Consider the following 25185-nt stretch of genomic DNA (forward strand, 5'->3'; position numbering starts at 1 on the left):
CGTTGCATAACTGAATAAAATCGCAAAAATCAGAAAAGTATCCTTACGGCTTAAACATTTATGCCAAGAATCGTGCCGTTTCGGACCAGTATGTCTATGATCGTCTGGGAAGAATTTCATCTATTTTCGTCAAGAATGGTGCATCACTGTCTACGGAACTTGTGTCCTATGCATATTACCCTACAGGAAATGTTAAGACCGTAAGGCTTGGCAACAATGTTACAATTGATTATACCTACCATATCTCGGGTGCTGTAAAAACAGCCACTGCGAAAAATGCTGACGGGAAGAAGCTATTTGAAGAAGAACTCTACTATGAAGACTGTGGCAACCACAATTGCGTTCCTCAGTACAACGGTAACATCAGCTACATGGTTCATGAACTTGCTGCTAATGGGGAACAAAAACGTAGTAGCAAGTACGTGTACGACTTCATGAACCGTCTCACGTCTGTGGAGGATTCTGAACAGGATATGTTCAATGAATACTTTAAGTATGATGAACAGGGCCGAATTGTAAGCCAGCGCCGCGGCCAGGGTCGCGGGGGTGATGGCGCTACCGGCGGTGAGTACGGCTACTATGCAAACACGAACCGTCTCGAGAAGGTCTCCGGTGGCATGGGCGGAATGTCTGCTGCAAACCGCGATATGAGTGCTTCCGAGAACTTTGTTTACGATGCGGAAGGTAATCTCATCGAGGACAAATCCAAGAACCTCAAAATTTCCTATGATTGGAGAGGTATGCCGGTGGAGTTCAGGATGGAAAGCAAATCAGGAAACGTACTTGAGAATACGCGTAGTTGCAGCAGGGACAGTGTCAGGGTGCTGATGGCATACGACGGCTCCGGCAGGCGCGTGTCCAAGACCCGTGAGCGCAAGGCGTGCATTTCCGAGACATCCTCTGGCGCGACATCCGAGCGAACATACGCCGCCGACTGGGAACGTGAACTCGTGACCCACTACACAGGCATCGGCACCGAGGTCCGCGAAAGTTTCCACAACGGCTCTCCCAGCGAAACAAAGGTTGTGGTGAACATGCCCCAGGGCCTCGGCCGCTACGGCGTGGAAGATGCCACGGATCCCTTCAAGGGAATCGACAAGGATAAGCTGGCGGGTTACATCCCCAGCGCAAAATTCGAATGGTTTCTCAAGAATCATCTCGGAAGCACTATGCTCGTGTACGGCTCCTCCGCCTACAACGACCCGTTCAATTCAGGCTACAAGGGTGGCGTGAAGGCCGCCTACGACTACCGCGCCTTCGGCGAGCAGGTCTCCCTCGCGGAACCCACCGACAAGGTGACCGAGAACTTCACCGGCAAGGAATTAGATGACGAAACCGATCTGAACTACTTCGGCGCAAGATATCTGGATCCAATGCTCGGAATGTGGACAAGCGTGGATCCTGCAAGACAATTTGCAAGCCCGTATCTGTATGCAGGGAACGGCGTGAATCCGATTGGAGCGATTGACCCAGATGGGAATGAAACGCATATCTTTCTCGGCGAAGGCAATGAAATTACGGAAATGCAGTATAATTCTGAGGGGTCCGCTTTAGCTTATTTGAATTATTTTGATGGCCGTCAAGAAGTGTTTGCAGAACCCGCTCAAGGTAGTTATTTCTACGCAAAGAGTAATGGAATTGATTTTGATGTGGTGGGAGAATCTTTTGATTTCGGAATGAACTCTAATGCAAATGTAATGATGAATTCCTGGTTTAATGAAAATAAATGGACCGAATTCAGAGAATGGGGCTCAGGAGGATTATATGATTTTAAATCACAGTTCTATAAAGGCGCTGAAAATACCGTTGGAATTGTAAATGGTACGATAATGACCGCTCGTGATGCCGGCAATGCTTTGTGGGGTGGTGTTGCATCGTATCAGTATGGTTTAACTTGGCTAGGAATGCATGTGGCTTCCGATGCAGCTGCTGGATGGGGCGCTTTGTCAAAGCAGGGAAGAAAAATGCAAATCTATGGGGCCATTGGATGTGGTGTCGGTAGAGGAACTTGTGAAGATTATACAAGTCGATCAATGCAGGATTGGGGCTATTCTCGTGATTTTGGAAAACCTCGCTAAAATAAGTGTTTTTTAAAGGATGAAAAATACCTTGTATAGTTCCCGTAGAGAGAAATTATAGTGAAAAAAATGTTTGAAAATTTTAGCAGCAATGTTTATTTATTTTGGGAAAATTTCACTAAATTAGGTGTGGTTTTATTTACGCTGGCAAATGTCCTTTTTTTAGGCATGTGTAGCAGACCTGAATATTCTGAGGGACAGCCTTATACTCTATTGAAATCTCAAAACGCTGATGGTCAACTTTCCTTTTGTGAAATCGAAGGGAGAAAAATATATCATTACAAAAAACCGAAAAAAATTGATGGCTTGCAATATTATTATCGCGGCGATCGAGATGTTAGGGATGAATGGGGGCTTGCGTATAAAGATAGGAATGGATATCATCCGTTAATATCTGTTCTGGTTCCCTTCCAACAATCGCCTGGTTTGGAGTTTTTCGTTTTCGATAAGCCCAATGAGTATACTGTCTTTTATTATTTGAACAATGAGGATGGTCGAATTGATAGTATTCGAGTTGATGAACAACCCTTTTCGAAAAAAGTTGTGTTCAAGAAATTAAATCGGTTTGATTTAAATGAATTGTACGTGAAGAATTCGGCTTGTTTTGTAGATAGGGGGCGAAAATGACATCAAAAATATTGTCAATCCTGTGTATTTTATCGCTGTGCGTCGAGGCTGTGATTGAAATTCAACATTTTTTTTTGGACGCTTCTTTTGATTGTTTTAGCTTGATTTGGGTAATACGTTGCTTTGTCATTCTGTTTTTGGTTGTTTCGGCTGTAGCCTTGTTTATTGAAACGATAAATGTGCATATTCGATATTTACCAAGAAAGTCGTGGCTGGTTCTTGTTTGGTTAATTGCGTTCATTGTTTGGTGTCAAATGTTGTGCTCGCCGAATTGATGTGATAATTGTAATTTTTAGCCGAAAAAAGTCTATGAGCAACTGAAAATTTCCTATGATTGGAGAAGTATGCCGGTCGAATTCCTACATGAAACAGGTGACAACTCCAAGGACTACAAGCTCCTGATGGCTTACGACGGCTCGGGCCGCCGCATCTCGAAGACTCGCTACGCCAAGGACGATCAGTTCGGCTACTGGTACCTTGACCATGTGACGCACTACACCGGCATCGGCACCGAGGTGCGCGAAGCCATGCGCCGTTCTGCATCTCCCAAGCCGGATGTCGTCGTGAATATGCCCCAGGGCCTGGGCCGCTACGGCGTGGAACGTTATTCTGATTCCTATGTTGCCAAAAGTGCCAATGAAAATACACAAGCATCCTTTGAATGGTTCCTCAAGAACCACATTGGCTCTACAATGCTGGTCTATGGAACGCAGACCGTCGATGATGCTGGTTTTGTTGACCTAGGTTCATCAAAGGCTGCCTACGACTACCGCGCCTTCGGCGAGCAGATAACGCTCTCGGAACCCGCTGAAAAAGTGACGGAAACGTTTACAGGCAAGGAACGCGACGACGAAACCGAGCTGAACTACTTCGGCGCAAGATATCTGGATCCAATGCTTGGATTGTGGATTAGTGTGGATCCGGCTCGTCAGTTTAGTAGTCCGTATCTGTATGCCGGAAATGGCGTGAACCCAGTGAATGTAATTGACCCCGATGGAAATAAAGTTTTTTATCATCCTTCAGTACGGAGTAATCAAAATTTTAAAAATGAATTTTCTACAGCAATCCAATATTTGAATAAAGGGGGCGTGTCGGGAACATTCGCATGGCTTCAAAAAAGACCAGAAAAAATCTATATTGCAAAGGCGGCTAATGGAGAAGGTTCTACAATAGACTATGATGATTATATGAAAGCAATTGTTATAAATTGGAATCCTAATGAGGCTTTGGTTTTTCCTGAGGGTACACAGAGTCCTGCTCTAGGAGTTTTACATGAAGGATTTCATGCAAAAGGCTTTTTGAAAAATCCTTCGTTGTATATGAAAAGGTTTCTGGAAAACGATGACCAATATGATAATAAAGAAGAACGGCGGGTTATCGAAGGTCCTGAGTCATGGGCTGCAGAAAAATTGGGGGAGTCTATTCGCTTTAATCATGGTGGTGAACCTGTTTACGTAGAACATTCTGATGAACTTCCGGAGTAAAATGAAAAAGTTGTTGTTTTTTCTCCCTATTTATATATATGCCAGTTGTGATGTCTTTTTGCAAGATAGAATTCCTTTGACAAATGATGGAATACGATATTTGAATGAATCGTTTGTTGAATCGTTTGTTATTCAATACGATTCATCAGATAATTCGACAAAATGGAAAAAAAATGTTTTCAGTAATCAGGTATGTTCTGATATTGAACAGTCATTTGGGAAAACATATTTACTTCAAAAAAATAAACCATCATTGTTTGGGTTCATTTTATGTGGAAAACAGGTGTATTTTATTGAAAAATATGTAAATCTTTACAGAGAAGATCGTAATATTTTTATTCCAATAGATTCTATCCCTTCATTAAAGAAAAATCTAATGGGTGTAGAAGCTTATAAAAAGAATTACGACATCCGTGTAAAAAAAATAAGACCGGAATTGACCAAGTAAAATTGTATTTCTCTAGAATAAATAAAACAGTGATGCCAAACCGTAACTTGAAAAAAGCAAAGCTAATAAGTGGTAACCGATAACTTCGTCTACGATTCCGAGGGGAATCTCATCGAGGACAAATCCAAGAACCTCAAAATTTCCTATGATTGGAGAGGTATGCCGGTGGAATTCAGGATGGAAACGAGAGCAGACGATGGGTCTCAACCTACGCGTAGTTGCAGCAGGGACAGTGTCAGGGTGCTGATGGCATACGACGGCTCCGGCAGGCGCGTGTCCAAGACCCGTGAGCGCAAGGCGTGCATTTCCGAGACATCCTCTGGCGCGACATCCGAGCGAACATACGCCGCCGACTGGGAACGTGAACTCGTGACCCACTACACAGGCATCGGCACCGAGGTCCGCGAAAGTTTCCACAACGGCTCTCCCAGCGAAACAAAGGTTGTGGTGAACATGCCCCAGGGCCTCGGCCGCTACGGCGTGGAAGATGCCACGGATCCCTTCTATGGTGTCGACAAGATGCAACTCGCGGGATACATCCCCAGCGCAAAATTTGAATGGTTTCTCAAGAATCATCTCGGAAGCACTATGCTCGTATACGGAACCTCCGCCTACAACGACACCTATTTTTCTGGCTACAAGGGTGGTGTGCAGGCCGCCTACGATTACCGTGCATTCGGCGAGCAGGTCTCCCTCATGGAACCCGCCGATAAGGTGACGGAAACGTTTACAGGCAAGGAACGCGACGACGAGACCGAGCTGAATTACTTCGGCGCAAGATACCTGGATCCTATGCTCGGATTGTGGACAAGCGTGGACCCCAAGCGACAATTCGCAAGCCCGTATTTGTATGCGGGGAATGGAGTGAATCCCGTGAATGGGGTGGATGATGATGGGAAAGCCTTTAATCCTTTTGGTTTGTTGGTTGGTGTTGGGACAGGTGTTGCTGCATCGTGGGATGCTCAGGCTGAATATAGGCGAGTTAGTGGAGAGAATTACAATCCCGTGACAGAAACTATTGTAGGCGTGGTTACGTATGGCGCCTATGTTGCTGCCGGAGCTGTGGGTATCAATGGAGGTCTTCTTAAGGCTACACTTTTAGGTGGTCTTGTTGGAGGATTAACTAGTGGTGGCTCAACGGCATTTGCTGAAATTCTAGGGTCAGAAAAACTTGAAGGTTTTGATGGAGATAAAGTTGCTGAAGATTTTACTAAAGGGTTCGTGACAACTGCGTTCGGAGCAATGATGGGCGCTGGTGCTACAGAATTATTGGGTGGAGCTGCTCCTGCGGGCTATGTTGCTCCTTCCTCTGCGGAAGCTATCGGTGGTGCTGTTGGTGGTGCTGCTGGATTCGTTCTTGACCAATGTACAACGTCAGAATGGAATAAGGAATTTGCCGAATGATTTATTTTATTGCAAGTATTCCTTTTACTGTTGTGTTTCAAATACATGTTTCGGCGTTGAATAAAACTAAAAATCGTAAGTTTTGGCATTTTTTTTTACAAATACTAGTAGGCCCCGTTTTTTGTTTTTCTTTTTTTGGTCCAGCATTTTTAGGAGCTTGTATGAACGATTCCAGAATTGCTGAAGGAATTAGTATTTACACAACTTCTTTAGTTTTTCTATTTAATATGTCTAGATTTTTTTATGAATTAGTTCGATATGGGAAGGAAAATGAAAAGAAATAATTGGGTTGAATATTGATTAGTATTTTTTTGGTGCACCCCTTAAATGTATCCGTTGTCCTTTTTTAAGCAACAAGTTGCTAATTGCTGTCCGCCATTTGGCGAGCAGGTGGACTTGATGGAACCCGCCGATAAGGTGACGGAAACGTTTACAGGCAAGGAACGCGACGACGAAACCGAGCTGAACTACTTCGGCGCAAGATATCTCGACCCCATGCTCGGATTGTGGGTGAGTGTGGATCCGGCTCGTCAGTTTGCTAGTCCGTATCTGTATGCGGGGAATGGAGTGAATCCGATTTCAAGTGTTGACAATAAGGGCAATTATATGGTAAGGCAACGAGGGGGATCTTATAAGATTCGTCCAATGAGCTATAGCGAAGCTACTGTCGGATGGGTGATAAGAGACTTTGCTGTTGCTGCAGCTTCCATTGTTGGTGCATATCTTTTGACAACAGGTACGGCAGCAGCTGCTTTTGTTGGAGGATCGACTGCTTTATATGGCGCTACAAAAGGATTTGTTACAGGGGGAACAAATCGACTTGGTGGAGCTTCTATTGGAATAGGAGAAGCCGGAGTTCAGCATGTTACGGAAAGAATTATTATTGAAGGATCAGCAGCTGTTGGAAAGACAATGGCCGTCGGCTTAAATGCTTTTGATGCCTTGCTTGGTGCTTCAGATTTGTATTCAAAAGCCGATGATGAAGCTTTTATTGAAGATTTTAACAACAGCTTCGCAAATTGTAACAATGGAGGAGATTGTAATTCATTCCCGACACAACGTGCTGCAGAAGAGTTTGCGGAAGGTCTTGGCGGTGGTAGGGTTGATGTTGGTGACATTATAGTTGAAAAAGAGTGATTTGATATGAAAAGGTGTATCTTATATATTTTGGCATATGTCTTTTTTTCGGTAACGTACATTCTCATCTTTGATCCATGTCCAAAGATTTGTGTTTGGTCTTTTGTTCCGCCGTTTTTCTTTTGGTTGATATTTGTGTTGATGCATTCTCATGGTTGGAAAACAAATGCAGATGTTGTATCGGCACAAATGAAAAGTGGAACATTATTTGATTACGAACATGATGATGAGTTTGACAGAGCTTTGATGAATAAACCTCGTGATGAGAAATTCATTTTAATGGATAAGTATTTAAATCATGATTTTATTCATAATCCTGAGGATGATTTGTTTGATGAAAATATGAAAAAATTAAAGGTGAATAAAAAAGATTCAGAAACAACAATGGTCAAGCGTAATACTCTTAAGGAAAAACCATAACTATCACTACAAACAAGGGTCGCGCCTTCATTGGTGCGGCCTTTTAAAATTACAAGAATGTCCTAGGGTTACAGTGCCTTGATTACAGCAGTTCCTGAACCCAATTGGGCAATATCTCGGCGTACTGCTTATACAAGGCTCCGTCAACCATTCTGCAAATCAGCTTAGGCAACTGATTGTCGACGGAATTGTCGTAGATGTAAGCTCTGTCTACTATGGAGATTGCGACGGCAGCATTCGCTAGTGACTTGTAGTAGCGGGTCACGATTTTAGAAATAGGGACTTCGTGGCCGCCTGTGAGGAAACGGTTTGTTACACGAAGAACGTTAATTGACGGCTTTTCTGTGCATACAAAGAAAAATCGTATGAAGAATCCTGCGTCTTTTGCCTTGCGTATGAATTCAAGCTTCTCGTCTGAGGAAAAAACGGTCTCAAAGACGAAGTTTTTCTTTTCTTCAAGGCATTTGTAGCGAAGTTCGGTAGAATGCTGAGCTGCTTTTAGCACTGCTTCGGGGGAATTCCAGTTTCCGAACATTTCTTGGGCGATGTTGTCCGGGTTGATATAGACGCTATCGGCTGCCCATTCATTTTCCAGCAACTGAATGGTCGTAGTAGTCTTTCCGGAACCGTTTGGACCGGCAACAATGCATAGTGTCGGTTTCTTTTCGCTCATAGCAAACCAAGACGTGATTTTTTCTGGGCGATATTTGAAGCGACTTCTGCACGCATACGATCCATAGCCTCTTCTGCCTTGCGGGAGGATTCACGTGCTGCTGCACCGACCTTTTCCATAAGGGCTTCCAGCATTTCGTCGGAAGGCTCCTCCATGGATGATAGCCTGTATTTTTTCAATTCTTCGTCTGCCATGTCTGTAAATATATGAAAAAAATGTGATGAGTTAATACGTCGTTTTGTCCAAATCCCTGAAAATTTCCTGTGATTGGAGAGGAATGCCGGTGGAGTTCAGGATGGAAAGTAAGTCGCGTACGACGGTTCCGGCAGGTGATTATGCAGCCAAAATTTCTCCGTTCTTGTAGCACGCGTCGATATATTCTCGAGATTGGTAAAACAAGTCGGAATTGTAGTTTGAAATCTTTGCCGCAAGCCAGGACCTGAAAATTTCTTTGATTCCAGAAATGGAGTCTTTTTGAGCAAAGTTGTCTTCTACAAGACGTGCGAAGACATCCCCGATGTCCCAATAGTCGGGCACTGTGTATTTGCAGCTGGCTATATTGTCAAATGATCCCAATGGTATGTTGTTCCTGACAATAAAGTCGTCGGCCACTTTTTCGATGGGTTCGCAGTGAAATACATCTTGATAATTGTAAATTCGGTCGACATCTTTTCCGAGTAGTTCAACAACACGAGATCGCTCGTTCTTCGTTATTCGTCCAATGTACTCAATGAGGCTGCATGTATAGAATAAAGCTGTATTCTTAATCATGAACTTCCCTCGCTGTTACAAAGGTCAATGAACTAATTGCGTTCTGGGTGCTAAAGCAAATCTGGTGTGTTGTAACGTCGTAATCGTGTTTGACGCCTTGTCTGCAGGCGACGATAAAGTCCAACCATTCGTCGGTCATCTTTTCAAATCTTAGAATATTTAGAGAAGGGTCTTCTTTATAATCATGGACGTTCACAAAGCCTTCACCAAATCGAGTCGCCCATCGGATCGCCTGTTGTTCGATGGAAGTGCAGTAAAAACCGAAATAAAAGTCTTTGTTGTACTTTGAGACTCTTACTTCTGGATGCTCAACAATTTGTGTACTTCCATGGAAAATCTGCATAACCCCAATATAGATAAAATTTTTTGTAAAAATTCGTCAGTCAGATCTTGTTTCATGACATAAAATCGTTCAAAAGATAGGTGTTTAGTGAATTTTTGAACGCACTATTCACAAACGCATGAAAATTTCCTATGATTGGAGAGGAATGCCGGTGGAGTTCAGGATGGAAAGCACACGAGTTTGCAGTATTGGCAATATGGACGCTGGAGACGTCAACATGCCGCAGGGCCTGGGCCGCTACATGCCCGAGGACGCCTCGGCACCAGTAGTGCCATCGACGACTCTCGACGAAAATGGAAAGCCGACCGACTGGAGCATATTCAATCCTAAATTCGAATGGTATCTCAAGAACCACCGTGGTGGCCATGCGCAGTTGTCTATAAACTTATATGCAGAATGCAATCTGTTTATCCATCATAAAGTTTAGGGCTCGTTTGGACGAGCTTGCTTTGAACCGCCATTAAGTTATGCTGATTCTATTATTCGTGGTGAAAATCGTGTCCCACGGCACAGTTTGTGAAAAAAAAGGCACTCGGTGGAACCGAGCGCCTTTTTGAGAGCGAGAGCTACCGGAGGTTTTATAAACCCGCGGATTTGCTCGAGCGGTCTCTTTGTGAAAAAAGGCCACTTGGTTAGAAACCAAGTGACCTTTTCAACTTTTTAGTTAAGCGAGCGGTGCTCGCTAACTATTAAAGCTTGTCGTTAGAACCAAGAACGTCGACGATCTTGTGTTCGTACATCTTCTGCATGTTTTCGCGAGCCGGCTTCAGGTACTGACGCGGGTCGAAGTGATCCGGGTGTTCGTTGAAGTACTTGCGAACTGCAGCAGTCATAGCGAGACGGCTGTCGGAGTCGATGTTGATCTTGCAAACTGCAGACTTGGAAGCCTTGCGGAGCTGTTCTTCCGGAATACCAACTGCATCGGGGAGCTTACCGCCGTTTTCGTTGATGGTCTTAACTTCGTCCTGAGGAACGGAAGAAGAACCGTGGAGAACGATGGGGAAGCCCGGGAGCTGCTTTTCGATGGCTTCGAGAACGTCGAATGCCAGGGGAGGCGGAACCAGGATGCCGTCAGCGTTGCGAGTGCACTGTTCCGGCTTGAACTTGTAAGCACCGTGAGAGGTACCGATGGAGATAGCGAGGGAGTCGCAACCGGTACGGGTAGCGAAGTCAACGACTTCTTCCGGCTTGGTGTAGTGAGATTCTTCAGCGGAAACTTCGTCTTCAACACCGGCGAGAACACCGAGTTCAGCTTCGACGGTAACGTCGTGAGCGTGAGCGTATTCAACAACCTTCTTGGTGAGGGCGATGTTTTCTTCGTACGGGAGGTGAGAACCGTCGATCATAACGGAAGAGAAACCGTTGTCGATGCAGTCCTTGCACAGTTCGAAGGAGTCACCGTGGTCGAGGTGGAGAACGATCTGCGGATTTGCGCAGCCGAGTTCCTTGGCGTATTCAACAGCACCCTGAGCCATGTAGCGGAGGATGGTGCCGTTTGCATAGTTACGAGCACCCTTAGAAACCTGCATGATGACCGGAGACTTCTGCTTGACGGAAGCCTGAACGATAGCCTGCATCTGTTCCATGGTGTTGAAGTTGAAAGCCGGGATAGCATAGCCACCAGCAACAGCCTTAGCAAACATTTCCTTGGTGTTAACCAAGCCGAGTTCCTTATAAGAAACTGCCATTTTTTACCTCTTGTTTTTGTAATGGCGACTTGCGCCGCCGGTTTAAGATTACAGGCGAGAATTTAGAAAATTTGAGCCATTTTGGAAACGTTTCCCGCCAAAATATGTGATTTATTGAGCCTGCAGGGCCTTGTCCTGGATAACCAGGTCAACGCGGCGATTCTTCTGGCGGCCTTCCTTGGTGGAATTGTCGGCGATAGGCATGCTCATGCCCAGGCCCTTGGCGGTCAGACGGCCGGCTTCGATACCCTGTTCGACCAGGAAGTTCATCACGTTGTCGGCTCGCTGCTGAGAGAGCTTCATGTTATGCTCTTCGGAACCGGTATTGTCGGTGTTACCTTCGATAGACACGTTAAACTGCTGGTATACGGAGAGAATACCGGCGACCTTGGCCAGGCTGGTCTTCAAATCGGACTTGAGGGTGGCCTTGTTCACGTCAAACAGGATGTCGGACATAGAAAGTATAATGCCGCGGGCGTCCTTGGATACCTGGATCAGCTTGGACTGGAGTTCGTTCAGCTTGTTCATGGCATCCTGCTGGCGGGCTTCAGCCTTGGCACGTTCTTCGGCAAGAGCCTTCTTTTCGGCTTCCAGGGCGGCCTGTTCTTCGGCCAGCTTCTTCTGGAGTTCGGCCTGCTGCTTCTGCAGTTCCGCTTCACGTTCGCTGGCGGCCTTCAGGGCGGCTTCCTGGGCTGCAGCTTCTGCCTGGAACTTTTCCTGGTTCTGCTGCATTTCTGCCTGGAGACGTTCCTGCTGACGCTTGGCATCTTCGTTAGACTGGGCTAGGCGGGCCTTTTCTGCTTCGAGGTCGGCGGCCAGGCTAGACATCTTGCCGCTGCGGGCGTTGGCGATCTGTTCCTGGATGGCTTCGATGGAGCGGTTTGTGGCGGCGCGTTTCTGCCAGTTTTCTGCGATATGGTTGCGCAAGGTCTGGGTTTCGGCCTGCATCTTGGCGATTTCGACGTACTTTTGGCACTTAGCGGCCAATGGGGGAATCTGTTCGGAATTCAGGTCGTCAATTTCTACAGCCTTCAATTCGTTGAGGGTGCCGTAGGCGTGGGCGAGGGTAAGCTTTGCAGAAATAGCGTTTGCCGGTGCAGAAGCCTTGGTGTCCTGGAGGGCGGCTTCACAAACTTCGGAAGCGGTGGGGGAGGGCTGACTTGCGACATCAGCTTCGGCGGCAAAACTCATGGATGCAGCCAGAATACCCAGTGCTAAAATTTTCTTGTTCATTACTTGGCTGCTCCTTCCTTATTGGTTTCCTTGTCGAGAATGCTCTGGTAGAGGAGCTTACGTTCTACGTCGGCTCGCAAATCGGCTTCAACCTTCTGGTCTTCGGCCTTGGCGGCATCGCGTTCGCTAGTAGCAATTGCCAACAGCAATTCAAGTTCACTCTGTTCAAGAAGAACCTGAGCCTGCTCATCTTCGCCGGCTTCTTTTAGAACCCTGGCGGAATCAATCTTGGCGGTGGCGCTTGCAGTGGCGGTGGGGTTGACGCTGTTTTCGCGGGCCACAGCCATCGTGGCCTCGGTCTTACCTATGGAATTGTTCAGTGGACCATGGTTTCCTGCACATCCTGTGAGTGCGGCGAAAGCAGCCAGGCTTAGGCTGCATACTATAACTTTAGCCTTCATTAGGCTCACTCCTATATTTGAAATTTTGTCTTTAAATTATAAAATATGCGGTTTATGTGCGCAGTATATCACAAAAAAAAGTTTTTTACTTGCGATAATATATGCATGAAAGTAGATTTTGGGGTGGTGTATGGTGGCGGAGTTGTTATGAATCGAATTTTTGTTTCGGCCTTTGTTTCGGGCCTTTTTTTCTTGTCGTCCGGGGCTTTCGCCAAGGTGGATTATCACCTGAACAAGGTGGCGAATCCGTCTGACGATGAATTGGATGCCTACGAGCATATTGCTGCCGCCATGGATTCCGCGGTGTACATGTACAACAAGTACACCCATATGACCAAGCACATCGAGGTCTATTATAACACGGGTGTGCAAACCGCCGACGCCAGCTATAACGGCACCATGCGCTTCGGATCGAACCGCTCCTACATGAAGGTGCGCACGGCCATGCACGAAATGGGTCACACCATGGGTATGGGCACCACCAGCGAGTACACCGCCATGCTTAAGGACGGCGTCTTTCAGGGCGAAACCGCACAGGCCAAGCTGAAGGAACTGACGGGGGATCCCACCGCCGTTCTCAAGGGCGATTCCCAGCATTTCTGGCCATACGGTCTGAATTACGATTCAGAACTTCACTCCGAAGAGGATTTGATTATCCATTGCCAGATTGTAGAAGCCATGTACCAGGACATCTTTAAGGAGAAGTTCTTTATGGAGGCCCGCGTAAGGTATATGTCCGACGATAAGTGCATGGGCATTACGGCAAGCAATGGCCTTGAGATGATGGACTGCTCCGCCGCTGGAACGGTGGCGAAAATCTGGAGCATCGGGGACAGCCCCGTTACCTACCGTTTTGAATTTGGCGACCGCGTCATTGACGTGCCTAATGAATCCACCGCGGCAGGCGTCGTTCTGAGTACCTATTCCTGGAATGCCGGTGCCCATCAGCGTTATGTGCTGGAATCTGCGCCGGTAGGCAATTCTAACGCTTATTACCTGCAAAATTACAAGAGCAAGCTTTACCTGTTGCCGTCCGAAAAGAACGTTGTCCAGGACGAACGTAGCCGCAGTATTGAATCTGGCGTCTGGGTGCTTGACCAGGTGGAAGAAGGTTCTACAGGCGGTGACACCCTGGTTGCGGATACTTCGACGACAGATACTACGGTTGTGGATCCGTCTGAAAAGGATTCGTCTAACGTGGAGTCTATCGGACAGTCCGCAGGACGGGTGGTTGCCAAACCGCTGAACGTAATGCTAACTTCAAGATCTTTTGATGTGATGGGTAGGTCTGTAAAGAAGAACCGCAAACAGGAAAAGTTCCGTATAGTATTCTGATAGTAAAATCTTTGGACGCTGAAGATCAAGTGCGATGATGACGCAAATGATCAAGCGAAGGGCCTCCTGCGGGAGGCTTTTTTCGTGAGGCGGGACTGAGGGGGATACAGGTGGGGTGTTGAGATGCTGAGATGTTGAGATGCTGAAACAAGTTCAGCATGACATGGTTCAGCATGACGTTGAGCGGGGAGGCTTGGTTTGTTTCACTACGTTCAACAAACGAAAAGACCTTCTCAAAAGAGAAGGGTGAATTTGGTTCGTTTCACTACGTTCAACAAACGAAAAGACCTTCTCAAAAGAGAAGGTCTTTTTCGCGGGATAGACGAGGCTTGAACTCGCAACCTCCGGCGTGACAGGCCGGTGCTCTAACCAAAATTGAGCTACCACCCCAAAAACGTTTCCGTTTTATTGGTAGTGGGCGATAACGGATTCGAACCGCTGACATTCTGCTTGTAAGGCAGACGCTCTGAACCAGCTGAGCTAATCGCCCGAATGGGTGTGTTCAGAATTACTGAACGTCGTTCTTATCTTCTTTCTTGCCTTTCAAGAGAATTCCCAGAGGGATAATCACCAAGTAGGCGAGACAGAGAATAAGAGGTGCAACCGTAAGGGAAATCGGGTTTTCTGCAGGGCCAGTAGCGAGGCAGATGAAACCGACTGCCAGCAAGATAACTCCAAGAGCAATAAGAACAAGATTCTTTTTTGTCATTGTGTTTCCTACCGTTTCACGATTACGAAGCCAAATATACAAAAGCAAAAATATTTGTCAAGGGAGAAAGAGAAAAAAAGTGAAATTTTTTAGGTATGAGGTTTGAGGTATGAGGACGGAGCCTGCGGCTCCTTTGGGCTAGATAATCGCACCGAAGGCGCCTAAGTTAGGTATGAGGTTTGAGGTATGAGGACGGAGCCTGCGGCTCCTTTGGGCTAGATAATCGCACCGAAGGCGCCTAAGTTAGGTATGAGGTTTGAGGTATGAGGACGGAGCCTGCGGCTCCTTTGGGCTAGATAATCGCGCCGAAGGCGCCTTACTCATCGCTCACAGCTCATTACTCACAGCTCGTATCTCATAAATCAAATCTACATCACAAGATCCCTCGACTCCACTTCGTTTCGCTCGGGATGACACCCGCTCTTCACTATCCACTGTTCACTATCCACTGTTCACTAAAAAAGAGCCGTCAGCTAATCGCCCACGGCTCCTTTATCCTTTAAACTTTAAACTATACGCTTTAACCTATCCGCTACTTCTGTCCCGGATACTTGACTCGGGTGTGGTATGTTCCGTCGAGGCTGGTGAGGAAAGCCTGTTCCAGCTTGAACAGTTCCTTCACAGACAAGTTACATTCGTTGAACTGACCTTCCATGAATCGACCTTCGATGGTGTTATGAATCATGGCGGTCAGAGCTTCGGGGGAGGTATCAGTCATAGATCGGCTGGTTGCTTCGATGATGTCTGCCAGCATAAGGATTGCGGTTTCCTTGCTCTGGGGCTTGGGACCCTTGTAGCTGTAATCCTTGATGTTGACCTGCGCTCCACTTTCTGCAGCCAGTTCCTTCGCCTTGTGGTAGAAGAACTTGATTTCAGAGGATCCGTGGTGTTCGCGAATACCGGCAGCCACCAAGTCAGGAATATTGTATTCCTTGGCAAGGCTAGCACCCTGTTCCACATGCTCCACGATAATCTTAACAGATTGAGCCGGGTCAATGTTGTTATGGGGATTCACACCTTGCTTCTGATTTTCGGTAAAGTATTCAGGGCGCATGGTTTTTCCGATATCGTGGTAAAGAGCCATGACGCGGACCAACAGAGAATTTGCGCCGATACTATTGGCAACCTTTTCGGCCAGGTTAGAAACCTGAATGCTGTGGTGGAACGTACCCGGTGCGATTTCAGAGATGCGCTTTAATGCGGGACGATTAAAGTCAGACATTTCCATAAGCGTCAAAACCGTCGTAATACCAAAGACTCGTTCAATCAAATGGATCAAAAGCACCGAGGCCAAGGAAGAACAGATGATCACGTTCATGCCGCCGACAATCATGTTCTGGTAGAAGGCTTCAAAGGAAAGACGGTTACGCAGGAGGAAGATGACGCAGATTGCTGCAGCCATGGCAATAACGCCAGAAAGGATACCCCACACAAACTGAACGCGATAGCGCATTCTAGCAAGAGGGTAGGTAGCGCCAAAGGTCACGCTGAAGGCGCAAATGGCAGCAGCAAGGTCATAACCGTTCAGCACACCAAAAATAAGAGCCGAGAATGCGCTGAAGGCAAATCCCAGACGGCGGTCAAAAAGCACGGTCGCCATAACAGGAGACAATGCAAACGGGTACAACCACATGAAGTCAAAATTTTCGGGCAAGATAGTCAATTCAGACCGGTTCAACGTTCCAGAAAGATTGTGGACAATCCAGAAAGCGACCAGCTGCAGAAGGACCAGCGAGGTGAAACTCCAAAGCTGGCGGGCGTCCTTGAACATGGTGCGGGAGGGAATATTCAGGAAGAACAGGAAGAACATGGTGATGATGATGACAAACACCAAGGCGTTACCGTAAATAGCGGTAAAGGTCTTGGAATTTTCTTCCTTCTGTTGAGCCTGCTGAAGTGCGTCAATCTTTTCAAGAATTTCCTTGGTAATGGGAGCGCCCTGAGTCACGATTTCCATGCCGCGGGGAACCATGCCCTTAATGAGGGTCACCTTGTTGCGAGCTTCTTCGCGGCTGGCCATAGTTTCTTTTTCTAGATAGAAAACGTTGGGCATCATGAAAACAAACAACGTTTCATAGAAGGCGCTAAGGAGCCCCTGTTCATTGGGGAAACTCATTTGCAGCTGGGCGAATGCTTCGTCGATGCGGCGGCGGAGAGGCTGAATGTTCGCCACTTCTACGGTGGATGTTTCATTATTCTTGAGCAAGGTGATGTTGGGCTTGCTGTAGATAATGCTCTTGAGATCCTGCAGATTGTAATTGTCCTTATAGAGCTGGGCTGCAGTTTCGGAGCTTGCCAACAAAGTGTTGGAAATACCCTTCTGCAGAATCTGATTGAACACAGAAAGCAAGGAATCGCGGGCCTTGGCGTTCTGGCTCAAGGGCTTGATGGCAGAAGTGGAAATTCTCTGCTTTACGATTTCATAGACACGGGATGCCTGAACCACCTTGACCTGCACGGTGGAATCGCCACCCTCGGAAGAACTGGCCTGGGAAATCTGGGCCTGGAGGGAACCGTACTGAGCCAACTTGTGCAGGAACACCTTCAGGTCTTCGTACACGCGGTTGGTTTCGTCGTTGTTGAACTCGAAAATGGCGTTTACTTTGTCTGCTGCACGAGCCTTTTCGGATTCAATTTCCTGCTGGGACTTAGGCACTTCGAAATTGATAGGTGCCACAATGGTGCGGGGGCTAACCTGACCCAGACGGGGACGTTCTGCCTGGAGGGCGATGTTCTTGTCGGGGAAGAGGAAAATGGCGGTGGCTACAACGAGAACCCAACCGATAATAAGGTGAATTTTCAGCTGCTTTTTCGTCATGTTCTATAAAGTCCTTTTAGCGTTCTTTTTGCTGATAGGCGAGGAGGATGTCTTTTACAAGGTGATGGCGAAGGACGTCGGTGGCGGTAAAGTCAACCTGAGCGATTCCCCGGATTCCCTTGAGAATATCCATAGCGTGAACCAACCCTGACTTTTGCCCCTTGGCCAAGTCGACCTGGGTGGCATCGCCAGTAATAATCGCCTTACTGTGAGGGCCCAGACGGGTCAGGAACATCTTCATTTGTTCGGGAGTGGTATTCTGGGCCTCATCAAGAATGATGAAGGCTCGCTTGAGGGTTCGACCGCGCATGTAGGCGAGGGGAGCCACTTCAATAGCGCCTGTTTCTTCGTAACGGCGAAGCTTTTCTGCGGGGAGCAGTTCGGCCAGACTATCGTGAATGGGGCGCAGATACGGGGCAATCTTTTCTTTAAGGTCGCCAGGTAAAAAGCCCAAGGATTCACCTGCTTCTACGGCGGGGCGCACCAGGCAGATGCGCTCGGCTTCATGGCGTTCAAGGCTTGCCACTGCCAGAGTGACAGCCAGGAAAGTCTTGCCGGTACCAGCGGGCCCCTTGGCGAAAATGACGTCGTTATGTTCGACCGCCTTCACCAGTTCGGCCTGAGCCTGGGTCTTTGCAAACACGGAAACACCGAAGCGATTTCGGAAGACGGGGGTGCTGGGGATGGAATTGTCCATAGGTTCGCCCAGTTCGACGGGTCCCAGAAGACGTTCCACCTGTCTAGCTCCGATTGCACCGCCATTTCGGGCAGCCATCTTCAGCTGGTCCAGTACGGCAAAAACACCGGCAATGTCGCCCTGTACAGGCTTGCCGTGTTCATCCAGATCCTTGGCGATAATAGTCAGCCCCGGCAGGCGGGTCTGTATCTCAACAGAAAAACGGCTCTCCAGTAATCGGAAAACCGCTTCATTCTCGCCTGAAATCGTACGTTTCAGGTCATCAGATAGGGAATAGCGCTTGATTTCGCTCATTCAATGTTCTTGCCAATTATTCGGCGGCGGAGTCGTCTGCAGTAGACATACCCAGCTTGTTCTTGGCTTCGAAGATTTCCTTACGGAGCTTGTGGTTCTCTTCGGTGAGAGCGGTAGCTTCCTGTTCGGTCTTCTTCAGCTTGTTTTCGTCGATTACTTCCTTGGGAGCGGCCTTCTTCTTGCTGCCGCCCTGGACTGCAGCCGGGGAATCGGAATCATCTTCGTATTCATCGTCGCTGCCACCGTTAGAACCAGCGCAAGCGGTAAACATAGCAACAGTCATAGCTGCAACAATCAACTTCCAATTCTTAAAAAATTTCATTTGTTCAGGCTCCATTTTGGTCTGTGATGGCCTAAATGTATAATATTTTGTGGCGAAAAGAATGTGAAAAACGTAAATTTTGTGGCAAAAATGAATGATTTTGAGGTTCAGAATGTCTTTAAACGAAAAAAAATCTGTTTGCGACCCTTATTCCCAAGTTTTTATATCCTCTAAGGACTACAATTCCAGAAACCTTTACAAAAAACGCCGGGAGGCCATGCTCAGGGAACTGGATTCCTTCTGCGTTATCGCCGGAATGCCCATGGAACCGGGTGGCGAAGAAGCCTTTGTGCAAACCTGGAACAAGATGATCCAGGAACCCGCCTTCCTTTACTTGACCGGAATCAACCAGGCCGGGTGCTATCTGCTGCTTGACCCCAGGGACGGGGCCGAAATCCTGTTCGTACCTGAAAAGGATCCTTTCAAGGAATTCTGGAACGGCAAACGTCTCGGCTATGTGGAAGGGGACCGCGATGTGCAGAAGGTGACCGGTTTCAAGGACGTTCGCCCCCTGGATGAACTTTGGGATACGGTGGTGGAGCGAGCCCGCAAGAAACCCAATCCCGGTTTCGCCTATGCGTTCTATTTTGAAAAGTGGCCCGATGACCATAACGACCAGTTCCGAAAGGAGATGAAGAAGGCCCTGGCCAGCGAGAGTTTGAAGGGATTTAAGCTGAAGAGTGCCGCTAGCCTTCACTGGAAACTGAGACTGCCTCTGGAAAAGGAACGCATTTCTGATGCCTGCGTGGCCCAGAACATTACGGACCAGGCATTCCGCGCAGTGCTAGGCCAGATGTCTAGCTTGAAGAATGAACGTCAGCTGGGCCTTTTGCTGGACTATGAGATGCAAAAACGTAGCGACGGTGATTTGGCTTTCCCGACCATTGTGGCCGGTGGCGCAAATGCCTGCTGCCTCCACTATGTCAAGAAGGATGAACCGCTGCAGGATGGCGACCTGGTGCTCCTGGATTTCGGAATCCGCTACAATTCCCTGCATAGTGACTTGAGTCGCACCCTTCCTGTTAACGGCAAGTTCAACCCGTTGCAGAAAATGTTGTACGAAATCGTACTGGACGCCCAGACGGAATACCAGAAGTCGGTACGCCCCGGCGTAAGCCTCAAGGAAATCGGAAATATTCCCTGGGATTTCATCATGGATGCTCTGGATGAACGTCTTGTGAAAGGCGCAAAGGGCAAGTTCAAGTTGCTTTATGACCGCCGCCCCCATGGGGTAAGCCATTTTATCGGCGAACAGATCCATGAAGGTGAACCGGGTACCCGTTCCCTGGAAGTGGTGCTGGAACCGGGGATGCTGATTTCTTGCGAACCTGGCCTTTATGGCGAATTTTGGGCAAATATCGGAGGAAAGAAGTTCCACGAGAAGATCGGTATACGCATCGAAGACGACCTGCTGATTACAGAAAAGGGCTTCCGTAACCTTTCTGAAAATATCCCCAAAACTGTAAAGGATTTGGAATCCCTCATTAAATAGGGAATATCAAATTTTTTAGATTTAGGAGCCGAATCTATTTTCGGCTCTTTTTTATTTGAGGCATAGGAAAATGTGGAAAGTTAAAGGTTCTGTTCGATATTTCTTATCGATCCTTGCAACAGTTTTTGTTCAGACAGGTGTGTTTATTTACGCCCAGAAAATTCTTTCGGGTTCCTTTACGGCTGATGGAAGCGGACAGACCTGGCAGGCCTTTATGCTGCAGGTTTTCTTTATCGCCCCTTACATCTTGATGGTCTTTTTTGCGGGATTCTTTACCAACAGGTTCTCCAAGAATAAGGTGTTGGCATGGTCCTCGTTATTGATGACTTGCTTTGTCATTGCCCAGGCGGTGTTGGTGACTTGCGGCATCCCCCGTGTGGCGTTCTGGCTTTCTATTGGCCTTAGCAGTGGTTTTGCCATTCATAGTGCGGCAAAGTACGGCATCCTCAAGGAAATGTTTGGCGTTCGTAATCTGAGTTTCGCCAATGCCTTCCTGCAGATTTTCAGCTTGGGCGGCATGATATTCGCCTCCTGGCTTGCCATTGTCGGTGTGAACTTGATTAACCTGGATTCCCTGGTTTCTTACGAGGCCGTTCACCGCATTTTGTCCCATTCCGTGGTGATTCCCTGGATCTTGACGGGGGTTAGCGTACTTGGTACGATTGCCAGCTTTATGGTGCCTAGGGTAAAGTATGAAAATCCCAATGTGAACATCGCCAAGGTCCGTAAGCACTTGAGTCTGGGCTGGCGTGTTCCCTCCCTCCGTGGTTCCATCATCGCCCTTTCTATGTTCTGGGCTCTGGCCCAGGTGTTCGTGCTGGTTTTCCAGGACGCTTCCGGCTCTCAGATCCTGAACATGATGCAGGATTACCTGGCATTTGCCGTGGTGGGTCTTGTGGTGGGTTCCATTGTGGCTGCCGCCAAGTCCAGGGATTTTATTGAAACCGGATTCATTCCCCTCGGTATGTTTGGCGTGTCCATCTGCATGTTCCTGGTCCCGTTCATGGTGAACCCCTTCGCCCTGGTGGTCCTTTATTCCTTGACGGGACTTTTTGGCGGCTTGTTCCTGGTGCCGGTCAACGCACTTCTACAGTATAACACTCGTCCCAACAATTCGGGCTCCGTTCTAGCCCTTTCCAATATGATCCAGTCCATTGTTTTGATTGGATTCCTGTTTGTTTTCTCTTACCTGGTCCGTTATACCGATATCCTGCCCCAGTACTACTTCCTCGGAATTGCAGTCATTTCTGCATGCGTGTTCCTCTGGTCCATTTCCAACTTGCCTCAGGCCATGATCCGCACGGTGTTGCGCCTGGTGTTTAACCGTTACAAGATTCGCGTGCTGGGTGTGCAGAATATTCCCAACGAAGGTCCGGTATTGCTGGTGGGTAATCACCATAGCTTTATTGACTGGGCCATGCTCCAGATGGCTAGCCCCCGTCCGCTGTGTATCGCCAGCAACAAGGACCATTTCGACAAGTGGTACCTGCGTTCTATTCTGAAGCGTCTGGGCAATATCCGCATCGACAACAATAATCCCAAGCCTGCCATGGATCGCATTCACGAGGCCCTGCTGGCTGGTAAGGCTGTGGTCATTTTCCCCACGGGCGAAGTGTCCAAGTCACCTCATGTGGACCCCTTCCATATCGATTACTCTTCTGCCATTGACGATACTGACGCCGAAATTATCCCGTTCTATATTCAGGGTCTGTGGGGGAGTAACTACAGTTATAGTTCCTCTAACATGTATGGCGCTTCTGCCGATCGTTCCGTGACGGTAGCCTTCGGCGAAAAGATTCCGGCCACCACACCTCCTAACGAAGTCCGCGCCATCGTCCGTAAGATTTCTATTGAAGCCTGGCGCTATTCCGTGAATTTCTTGCGTCCCATTGCCGCCTCCTGGATTCGTACCTGCAAGCGCTATGTGAAGAACGGACCTGCCATCTATAACCCGGACGGAGGCCACTTTTCTGGCTACAAGCTGATGGGCGCCGTCATGGCGTTCCGCGGACTTCTGTGGAAGCTGTTGAATAAGAACGAGCAGAACGTGGGTATCATGCTTCCGCCTAGTCCGGCTGGAGTCATTGTAAACCTGGCCCTGTGGGTCATGGGCAAGACCAACGTGAACCTGAACTACACCTCCTCTGTAGAAAACGTAAAGTTCTGCTGTGAAAAGGCTGATGTATCTACGGTCATAACCAGTAGACAGTTCATTCAGAAACTGAAGGGTAGGGGAAACGACTATAGCCAGATTGCAAGCGACAAGGTTCGACTGTTCTATGCCGAAGACCTGATGAAGATGCTGCCCAAGCCTAAAATTGCCGCCCTTGTACTGCTTTGCGTGGTAATGCCCAGCTGGCTAATCCGTCTGATTTTCTGCAAGCATCGTTCCATGAACGACAATGCGGTGATCGTGTTCAGTTCCGGTTCCGAAGGTACGCCTAAGGGCATCGAACTGACCCAGCGCAATCTGATGGGTAACATCCAGCAGCTGGCCTGTATTTTGAATGTGAGCCGCGGTGACGTGATGCTTTCGGAACTGCCCCTGTTCCACAGCTTCGGCCTGACGGTGACCACGATTCTGAACCTGGTGGAAGGTTGCCCCATTGTGACCGTGGCGGACCCCACCGACGTAAAGACCATGGCTCGCGTCTGCTGCGAATTCCACGTTTCGTTCCTGGTGGCGACCCCCACCTTCTTGCGCGCCTTTACTGTTAGCCGTTACGTGCACCCGCTGGTATTCAAGTCCGTGCGTCTGATTATTGCCGGTGCAGAAGCCCTGCGTCCGGAATTGGCAACCGCATTCCGCCTGAAGTTCGGCAAGGAAATCTTTGAAGGTTACGGCTGTACCGAAACCGCTCCGGTGGCCTCCGTGAATACGGAAAACACCTTGCTGAATGACTATACCACCATGCAGCTCAATAACAAGCCTGGCACCGTGGGTCCTGCTCTGCCGGGAACCCAGTTCCTGATTGTTGATCCCGAGACCAACGAACCGTTGCCTACCGGGGAAGCCGGTATGATCCTGATTGGTGGATGTCAGGTAATGAAGGGCTACCTGAAGGATCCGGACCGCACTAAGGCCGCTATTGTCAACCTTGACGGAATTCGTTATTACCGCACAGGGGACAAGGGCTACCTGGATCAGGATGGTTTCTTGACTATCGTTGACCGTTATAGCCGTTTTGCCAAGCTGGGAGGCGAAATGATCAGCCTCGGAGCCGTCGAAAAGAAGATTCAGGACACTCCGGTCCTTGAAGGTTGCGATTATTTGATTACCACAGTTCCCGATGCAGCCAAGGGCGAAAAGATCGTTTTGCTTTACCAGGGCGAAAAGGAACCGAAAACCGTACTTACGGAACTTCGCGCCAGCAATAACTTCCCGCCCATAATGTTACCTTCTGTAGCTTTCCAGGTAGAAAAGGTTCCTAAGCTTGGTACAGGTAAGGCCGACTTTACTACAGCCAAGAAACTGGCCAAGGAACTGGTGGAAGCTAAATAGGGTAAAATGAGGACAAATGAGTGAAAAGAAAGAGATAAACTACGGGTTGACCGCTGTAAGAACGGGGCGGTTGGTGGCCGCCGTAATCGCCTTTGCCGGCATGTTGATGCTGTTTATTCAGCGGGTTCTTGCAGCGGTTCTTGTTATGGCGAATGATGCAGTGACTTTGGGTCTTGCACGCTATAATAATTTTACAGGGCGATTCGCCTCTAACAACTTTGCAGAAGACAAACAGCTTTTAGGTCTTCTGAAAGAAGTTCAGGATATTTTGCCTGCAGCAGATACGGCCCTGGCCATTTTGTTAGCCTTATCAATCGCCCTGTTGGCAATTGCCTTAATCGGTCTTGCCTTGCCGAGGCAATTTGTCCACATTCTGGTGGCCCTCAAGTTGCTAAAATGGGAAAATGGGGAAGGTGACGACGAAGGAGAAAGGGTTAACCCGCGACAAGTTCTCGAAACCATCGGCAACGTTCCCTTAAAAAAGTTAGCGTTTCCTGTTGCCATTATTATAACACTTATTATACTCTGTTTGGGAATTTCTACCTGTCATCAGCGAGTTATCTCCAATTCCGTTGAGGGAAATCTGGAAGATATGCAGCTGAAAGCCCTGGCCTATATCGATGCCCAGAAAGCCTATTTTGGCAAGAATAAGACTATTGGAGGTCCGGCTGCCTTAAAAATGACAGATTCCCTGTCTACAGACGCATTTGACATGAAGGTAACTGCAACCCGTTTTAGTGCCGTATCTAAAATACCCCTGGGAGAATGTCCGGCAGGGAGCCGTTGGCAGGTTGCGGCCAGCACAAAAGGTGTTTTTAACGTGGAATTATCCCTTTATCGAGGGGTTCCCAAGGACACAAATTGTGTAAAATTGACTCCGGATTTCAAAAATTTAGGACGAAAATCACGCTAAAATTCATTTTTTTCTTCATTCATACGCCAAAATGGCCCATTCATGCACCTCGCAGCCTTTTTGGGGATTTTTTGAAGAAAGATTTTTGTATCTTTGTGCCAAAAAAAAATTAAACCATAAAAAAAGAGAGGATTAGCATGGCTAATGAAGAAGTTAAGAGCAAGTTGAAGGCATTCTTTATGTCTGATCTGGGTGTGGATGGTGACGTTCTGAACTATGACACCCCGCTTTTCGGTGAAGAAATCGGCCTGGATTCCGTCGACTCCCTGGAAATCATCTCCTTCGTTGACAGCACCTTTGGTGTTTCTATGACTGGCGTGGGTAAGGAACCCTTCCAGAGCATAGATACCATTGCTGACTTTATTGAATCCCACAAGTAATTCAATCTGATTTTCG

25 protein-coding genes and 2 tRNA genes are annotated in these 25185 nt (G+C 47.8%); 14 read left to right on the top strand and 13 right to left on the bottom strand.

The features are described from left to right. Window positions 1-161: 161 nt before the first annotated feature. From BUB73_RS07895 to BUB73_RS07930, 8 genes are all read left to right on the top strand, one after another. Window positions 162-2078, top strand: coding sequence for an RHS repeat-associated core domain-containing protein (locus BUB73_RS07895; RefSeq protein WP_073284897.1), 1917 nt, complete (start codon window positions 162-164; stop codon window positions 2076-2078). Between the two features lie 60 nt (window positions 2079-2138). After that, complete coding sequence (locus tag BUB73_RS07900) at window positions 2139-2705, top strand: hypothetical protein (protein ID WP_175552196.1); 567 nt, start codon at window positions 2139-2141, stop codon at window positions 2703-2705. Window positions 2706-3049: 344 nt separating this feature from the next. Continuing rightward, window positions 3050-4189: an RHS repeat domain-containing protein gene (locus tag BUB73_RS07905; protein ID WP_073284902.1), complete on the top strand. Its 1140-nt coding sequence runs from the start codon at window positions 3050-3052 to the stop codon at window positions 4187-4189. Window position 4190: 1 nt separating this feature from the next. Then, a complete protein-coding gene (locus BUB73_RS07910; RefSeq protein WP_088658771.1) occupies window positions 4191-4637 on the top strand; it encodes a hypothetical protein in 447 nt (148 codons plus the stop codon). A 69-nt stretch (window positions 4638-4706) separates the two neighbouring features. Beyond that, window positions 4707-6041: an RHS repeat-associated core domain-containing protein gene (locus BUB73_RS07915; protein WP_073284907.1), complete on the top strand. Its 1335-nt coding sequence runs from the start codon at window positions 4707-4709 to the stop codon at window positions 6039-6041. Next, window positions 6038-6325: a hypothetical protein gene (locus BUB73_RS07920; RefSeq protein WP_073160973.1), complete on the top strand. Its 288-nt coding sequence runs from the start codon at window positions 6038-6040 to the stop codon at window positions 6323-6325. The genes BUB73_RS07915 and BUB73_RS07920 overlap by 4 nt, the downstream gene beginning before the upstream one ends. A 43-nt stretch (window positions 6326-6368) precedes the next feature. Next, window positions 6369-7178, top strand: coding sequence for an RHS repeat-associated core domain-containing protein (locus BUB73_RS07925; RefSeq protein ID WP_083539695.1), 810 nt, complete (start codon window positions 6369-6371; stop codon window positions 7176-7178). 135 nt (window positions 7179-7313) lie between these two features. Continuing rightward, window positions 7314-7598, top strand: coding sequence for a hypothetical protein (locus tag BUB73_RS07930; protein WP_175552197.1), 285 nt, complete (start codon window positions 7314-7316; stop codon window positions 7596-7598). An 82-nt stretch (window positions 7599-7680) separates the two neighbouring features. Here the strand turns inward: BUB73_RS07930 and BUB73_RS07935 are convergent, their stop codons facing one another. The 4 genes from BUB73_RS07935 to BUB73_RS07950 form a co-directional block, all read right to left on the bottom strand. After that, on the bottom strand, window positions 7681-8271 hold the full coding sequence (locus BUB73_RS07935; protein WP_073284913.1) for a zeta toxin family protein: 591 nt from the start codon (window positions 8269-8271) through the stop codon (window positions 7681-7683). Further along, window positions 8268-8465: a hypothetical protein gene (locus tag BUB73_RS07940; protein ID WP_073160981.1), complete on the bottom strand. Its 198-nt coding sequence runs from the start codon at window positions 8463-8465 to the stop codon at window positions 8268-8270. Before BUB73_RS07940 ends, BUB73_RS07935 begins: the two co-directional genes overlap by 4 nt. Window positions 8466-8604: 139 nt before the next feature. Beyond that, the gene (locus tag BUB73_RS07945; protein ID WP_073160983.1) at window positions 8605-9042 is read right to left on the bottom strand and encodes a hypothetical protein; all 438 of its coding nucleotides are present in this window, start codon (window positions 9040-9042) and stop codon (window positions 8605-8607) included. Continuing rightward, the gene (locus tag BUB73_RS07950) at window positions 9035-9385 is read right to left on the bottom strand and encodes a DUF3990 domain-containing protein (RefSeq protein WP_073284915.1); all 351 of its coding nucleotides are present in this window, start codon (window positions 9383-9385) and stop codon (window positions 9035-9037) included. Before BUB73_RS07950 ends, BUB73_RS07945 begins: the two co-directional genes overlap by 8 nt. A 163-nt stretch (window positions 9386-9548) precedes the next feature. On the opposite strand from BUB73_RS07950, the gene BUB73_RS07955 reads away from it, so the two are divergent. Further along, window positions 9549-9812, top strand: coding sequence for a hypothetical protein (locus BUB73_RS07955; RefSeq protein WP_143395192.1), 264 nt, complete (start codon window positions 9549-9551; stop codon window positions 9810-9812). A gap of 262 nt (window positions 9813-10074) precedes the next feature. On the opposite strand, the gene BUB73_RS07960 is transcribed toward BUB73_RS07955, so the two are convergent. The 3 genes from BUB73_RS07960 to BUB73_RS07970 all read right to left on the bottom strand — a co-directional run bounded on the left by BUB73_RS07960 (window position 10075) and on the right by BUB73_RS07970 (window position 12707). Next, the gene (locus BUB73_RS07960; RefSeq protein ID WP_073237255.1) at window positions 10075-11073 is read right to left on the bottom strand and encodes a class II fructose-bisphosphate aldolase; all 999 of its coding nucleotides are present in this window, start codon (window positions 11071-11073) and stop codon (window positions 10075-10077) included. A gap of 111 nt (window positions 11074-11184) precedes the next feature. Next, window positions 11185-12306: an OmpA family protein gene (locus tag BUB73_RS17680; protein ID WP_254795016.1), complete on the bottom strand. Its 1122-nt coding sequence runs from the start codon at window positions 12304-12306 to the stop codon at window positions 11185-11187. Then, the gene (locus BUB73_RS07970) at window positions 12306-12707 is read right to left on the bottom strand and encodes a DUF4398 domain-containing protein (protein ID WP_073160991.1); all 402 of its coding nucleotides are present in this window, start codon (window positions 12705-12707) and stop codon (window positions 12306-12308) included. Before BUB73_RS07970 ends, BUB73_RS17680 begins: the two co-directional genes overlap by 1 nt. A gap of 147 nt (window positions 12708-12854) precedes the next feature. On the opposite strand from BUB73_RS07970, the gene BUB73_RS07975 reads away from it, so the two are divergent. Further along, window positions 12855-14042: an RICIN domain-containing protein gene (locus tag BUB73_RS07975; RefSeq protein ID WP_139259158.1), complete on the top strand. Its 1188-nt coding sequence runs from the start codon at window positions 12855-12857 to the stop codon at window positions 14040-14042. A 314-nt stretch (window positions 14043-14356) separates the two neighbouring features. Here BUB73_RS07975 and BUB73_RS07980 read toward each other — a convergent pair. The 6 genes from BUB73_RS07980 to BUB73_RS08005 all read right to left on the bottom strand — a co-directional run bounded on the left by BUB73_RS07980 (window position 14357) and on the right by BUB73_RS08005 (window position 18882). After that, window positions 14357-14432 (bottom strand) — tRNA-Asp (locus BUB73_RS07980). 25 nt (window positions 14433-14457) lie between these two features. After that, a tRNA-Val gene (locus BUB73_RS07985) sits at window positions 14458-14532 on the bottom strand. 18 nt (window positions 14533-14550) lie between these two features. Beyond that, window positions 14551-14751: a hypothetical protein gene (locus BUB73_RS07990; RefSeq protein ID WP_073237252.1), complete on the bottom strand. Its 201-nt coding sequence runs from the start codon at window positions 14749-14751 to the stop codon at window positions 14551-14553. Window positions 14752-15283: 532 nt separating this feature from the next. After that, window positions 15284-17569 carry an HD family phosphohydrolase gene (locus tag BUB73_RS07995; RefSeq protein WP_073284921.1) on the bottom strand — a complete coding sequence of 762 codons (2286 nt, stop codon included), beginning with the start codon at window positions 17567-17569 and terminating at the stop codon, window positions 15284-15286. Between the two features lie 16 nt (window positions 17570-17585). Then, window positions 17586-18560, bottom strand: a complete 975-nt coding sequence (locus BUB73_RS08000; protein ID WP_073160996.1) for a PhoH family protein — start codon at window positions 18558-18560, stop codon at window positions 17586-17588. Between the two features lie 16 nt (window positions 18561-18576). Further along, window positions 18577-18882, bottom strand: coding sequence for a hypothetical protein (locus tag BUB73_RS08005; protein ID WP_073161095.1), 306 nt, complete (start codon window positions 18880-18882; stop codon window positions 18577-18579). Window positions 18883-18994: 112 nt separating this feature from the next. On the opposite strand from BUB73_RS08005, the gene BUB73_RS08010 reads away from it, so the two are divergent. From BUB73_RS08010 to BUB73_RS08025, 4 genes are all read left to right on the top strand, one after another. Continuing rightward, the gene (locus tag BUB73_RS08010; protein ID WP_073284923.1) at window positions 18995-20374 is read left to right on the top strand and encodes an aminopeptidase P family protein; all 1380 of its coding nucleotides are present in this window, start codon (window positions 18995-18997) and stop codon (window positions 20372-20374) included. Between the two features lie 70 nt (window positions 20375-20444). After that, on the top strand, window positions 20445-23876 hold the full coding sequence (locus BUB73_RS08015) for an MFS transporter (RefSeq protein ID WP_073284926.1): 3432 nt from the start codon (window positions 20445-20447) through the stop codon (window positions 23874-23876). Between the two features lie 16 nt (window positions 23877-23892). After that, window positions 23893-24789: a hypothetical protein gene (locus tag BUB73_RS08020; protein ID WP_073161002.1), complete on the top strand. Its 897-nt coding sequence runs from the start codon at window positions 23893-23895 to the stop codon at window positions 24787-24789. A gap of 137 nt (window positions 24790-24926) precedes the next feature. Beyond that, window positions 24927-25169 (top strand): acyl carrier protein, encoded by a 243-nt coding sequence (locus tag BUB73_RS08025; protein ID WP_073161004.1) that lies wholly within the window; start codon window positions 24927-24929, stop codon window positions 25167-25169. The last annotated feature ends 16 nt before the right edge of the window (window positions 25170-25185 follow it).

The organism is Fibrobacter sp. UWH6 (genome assembly GCF_900142465.1).
Taxonomy (GTDB): Bacteria; Fibrobacterota; Fibrobacteria; order Fibrobacterales; family Fibrobacteraceae; genus Fibrobacter.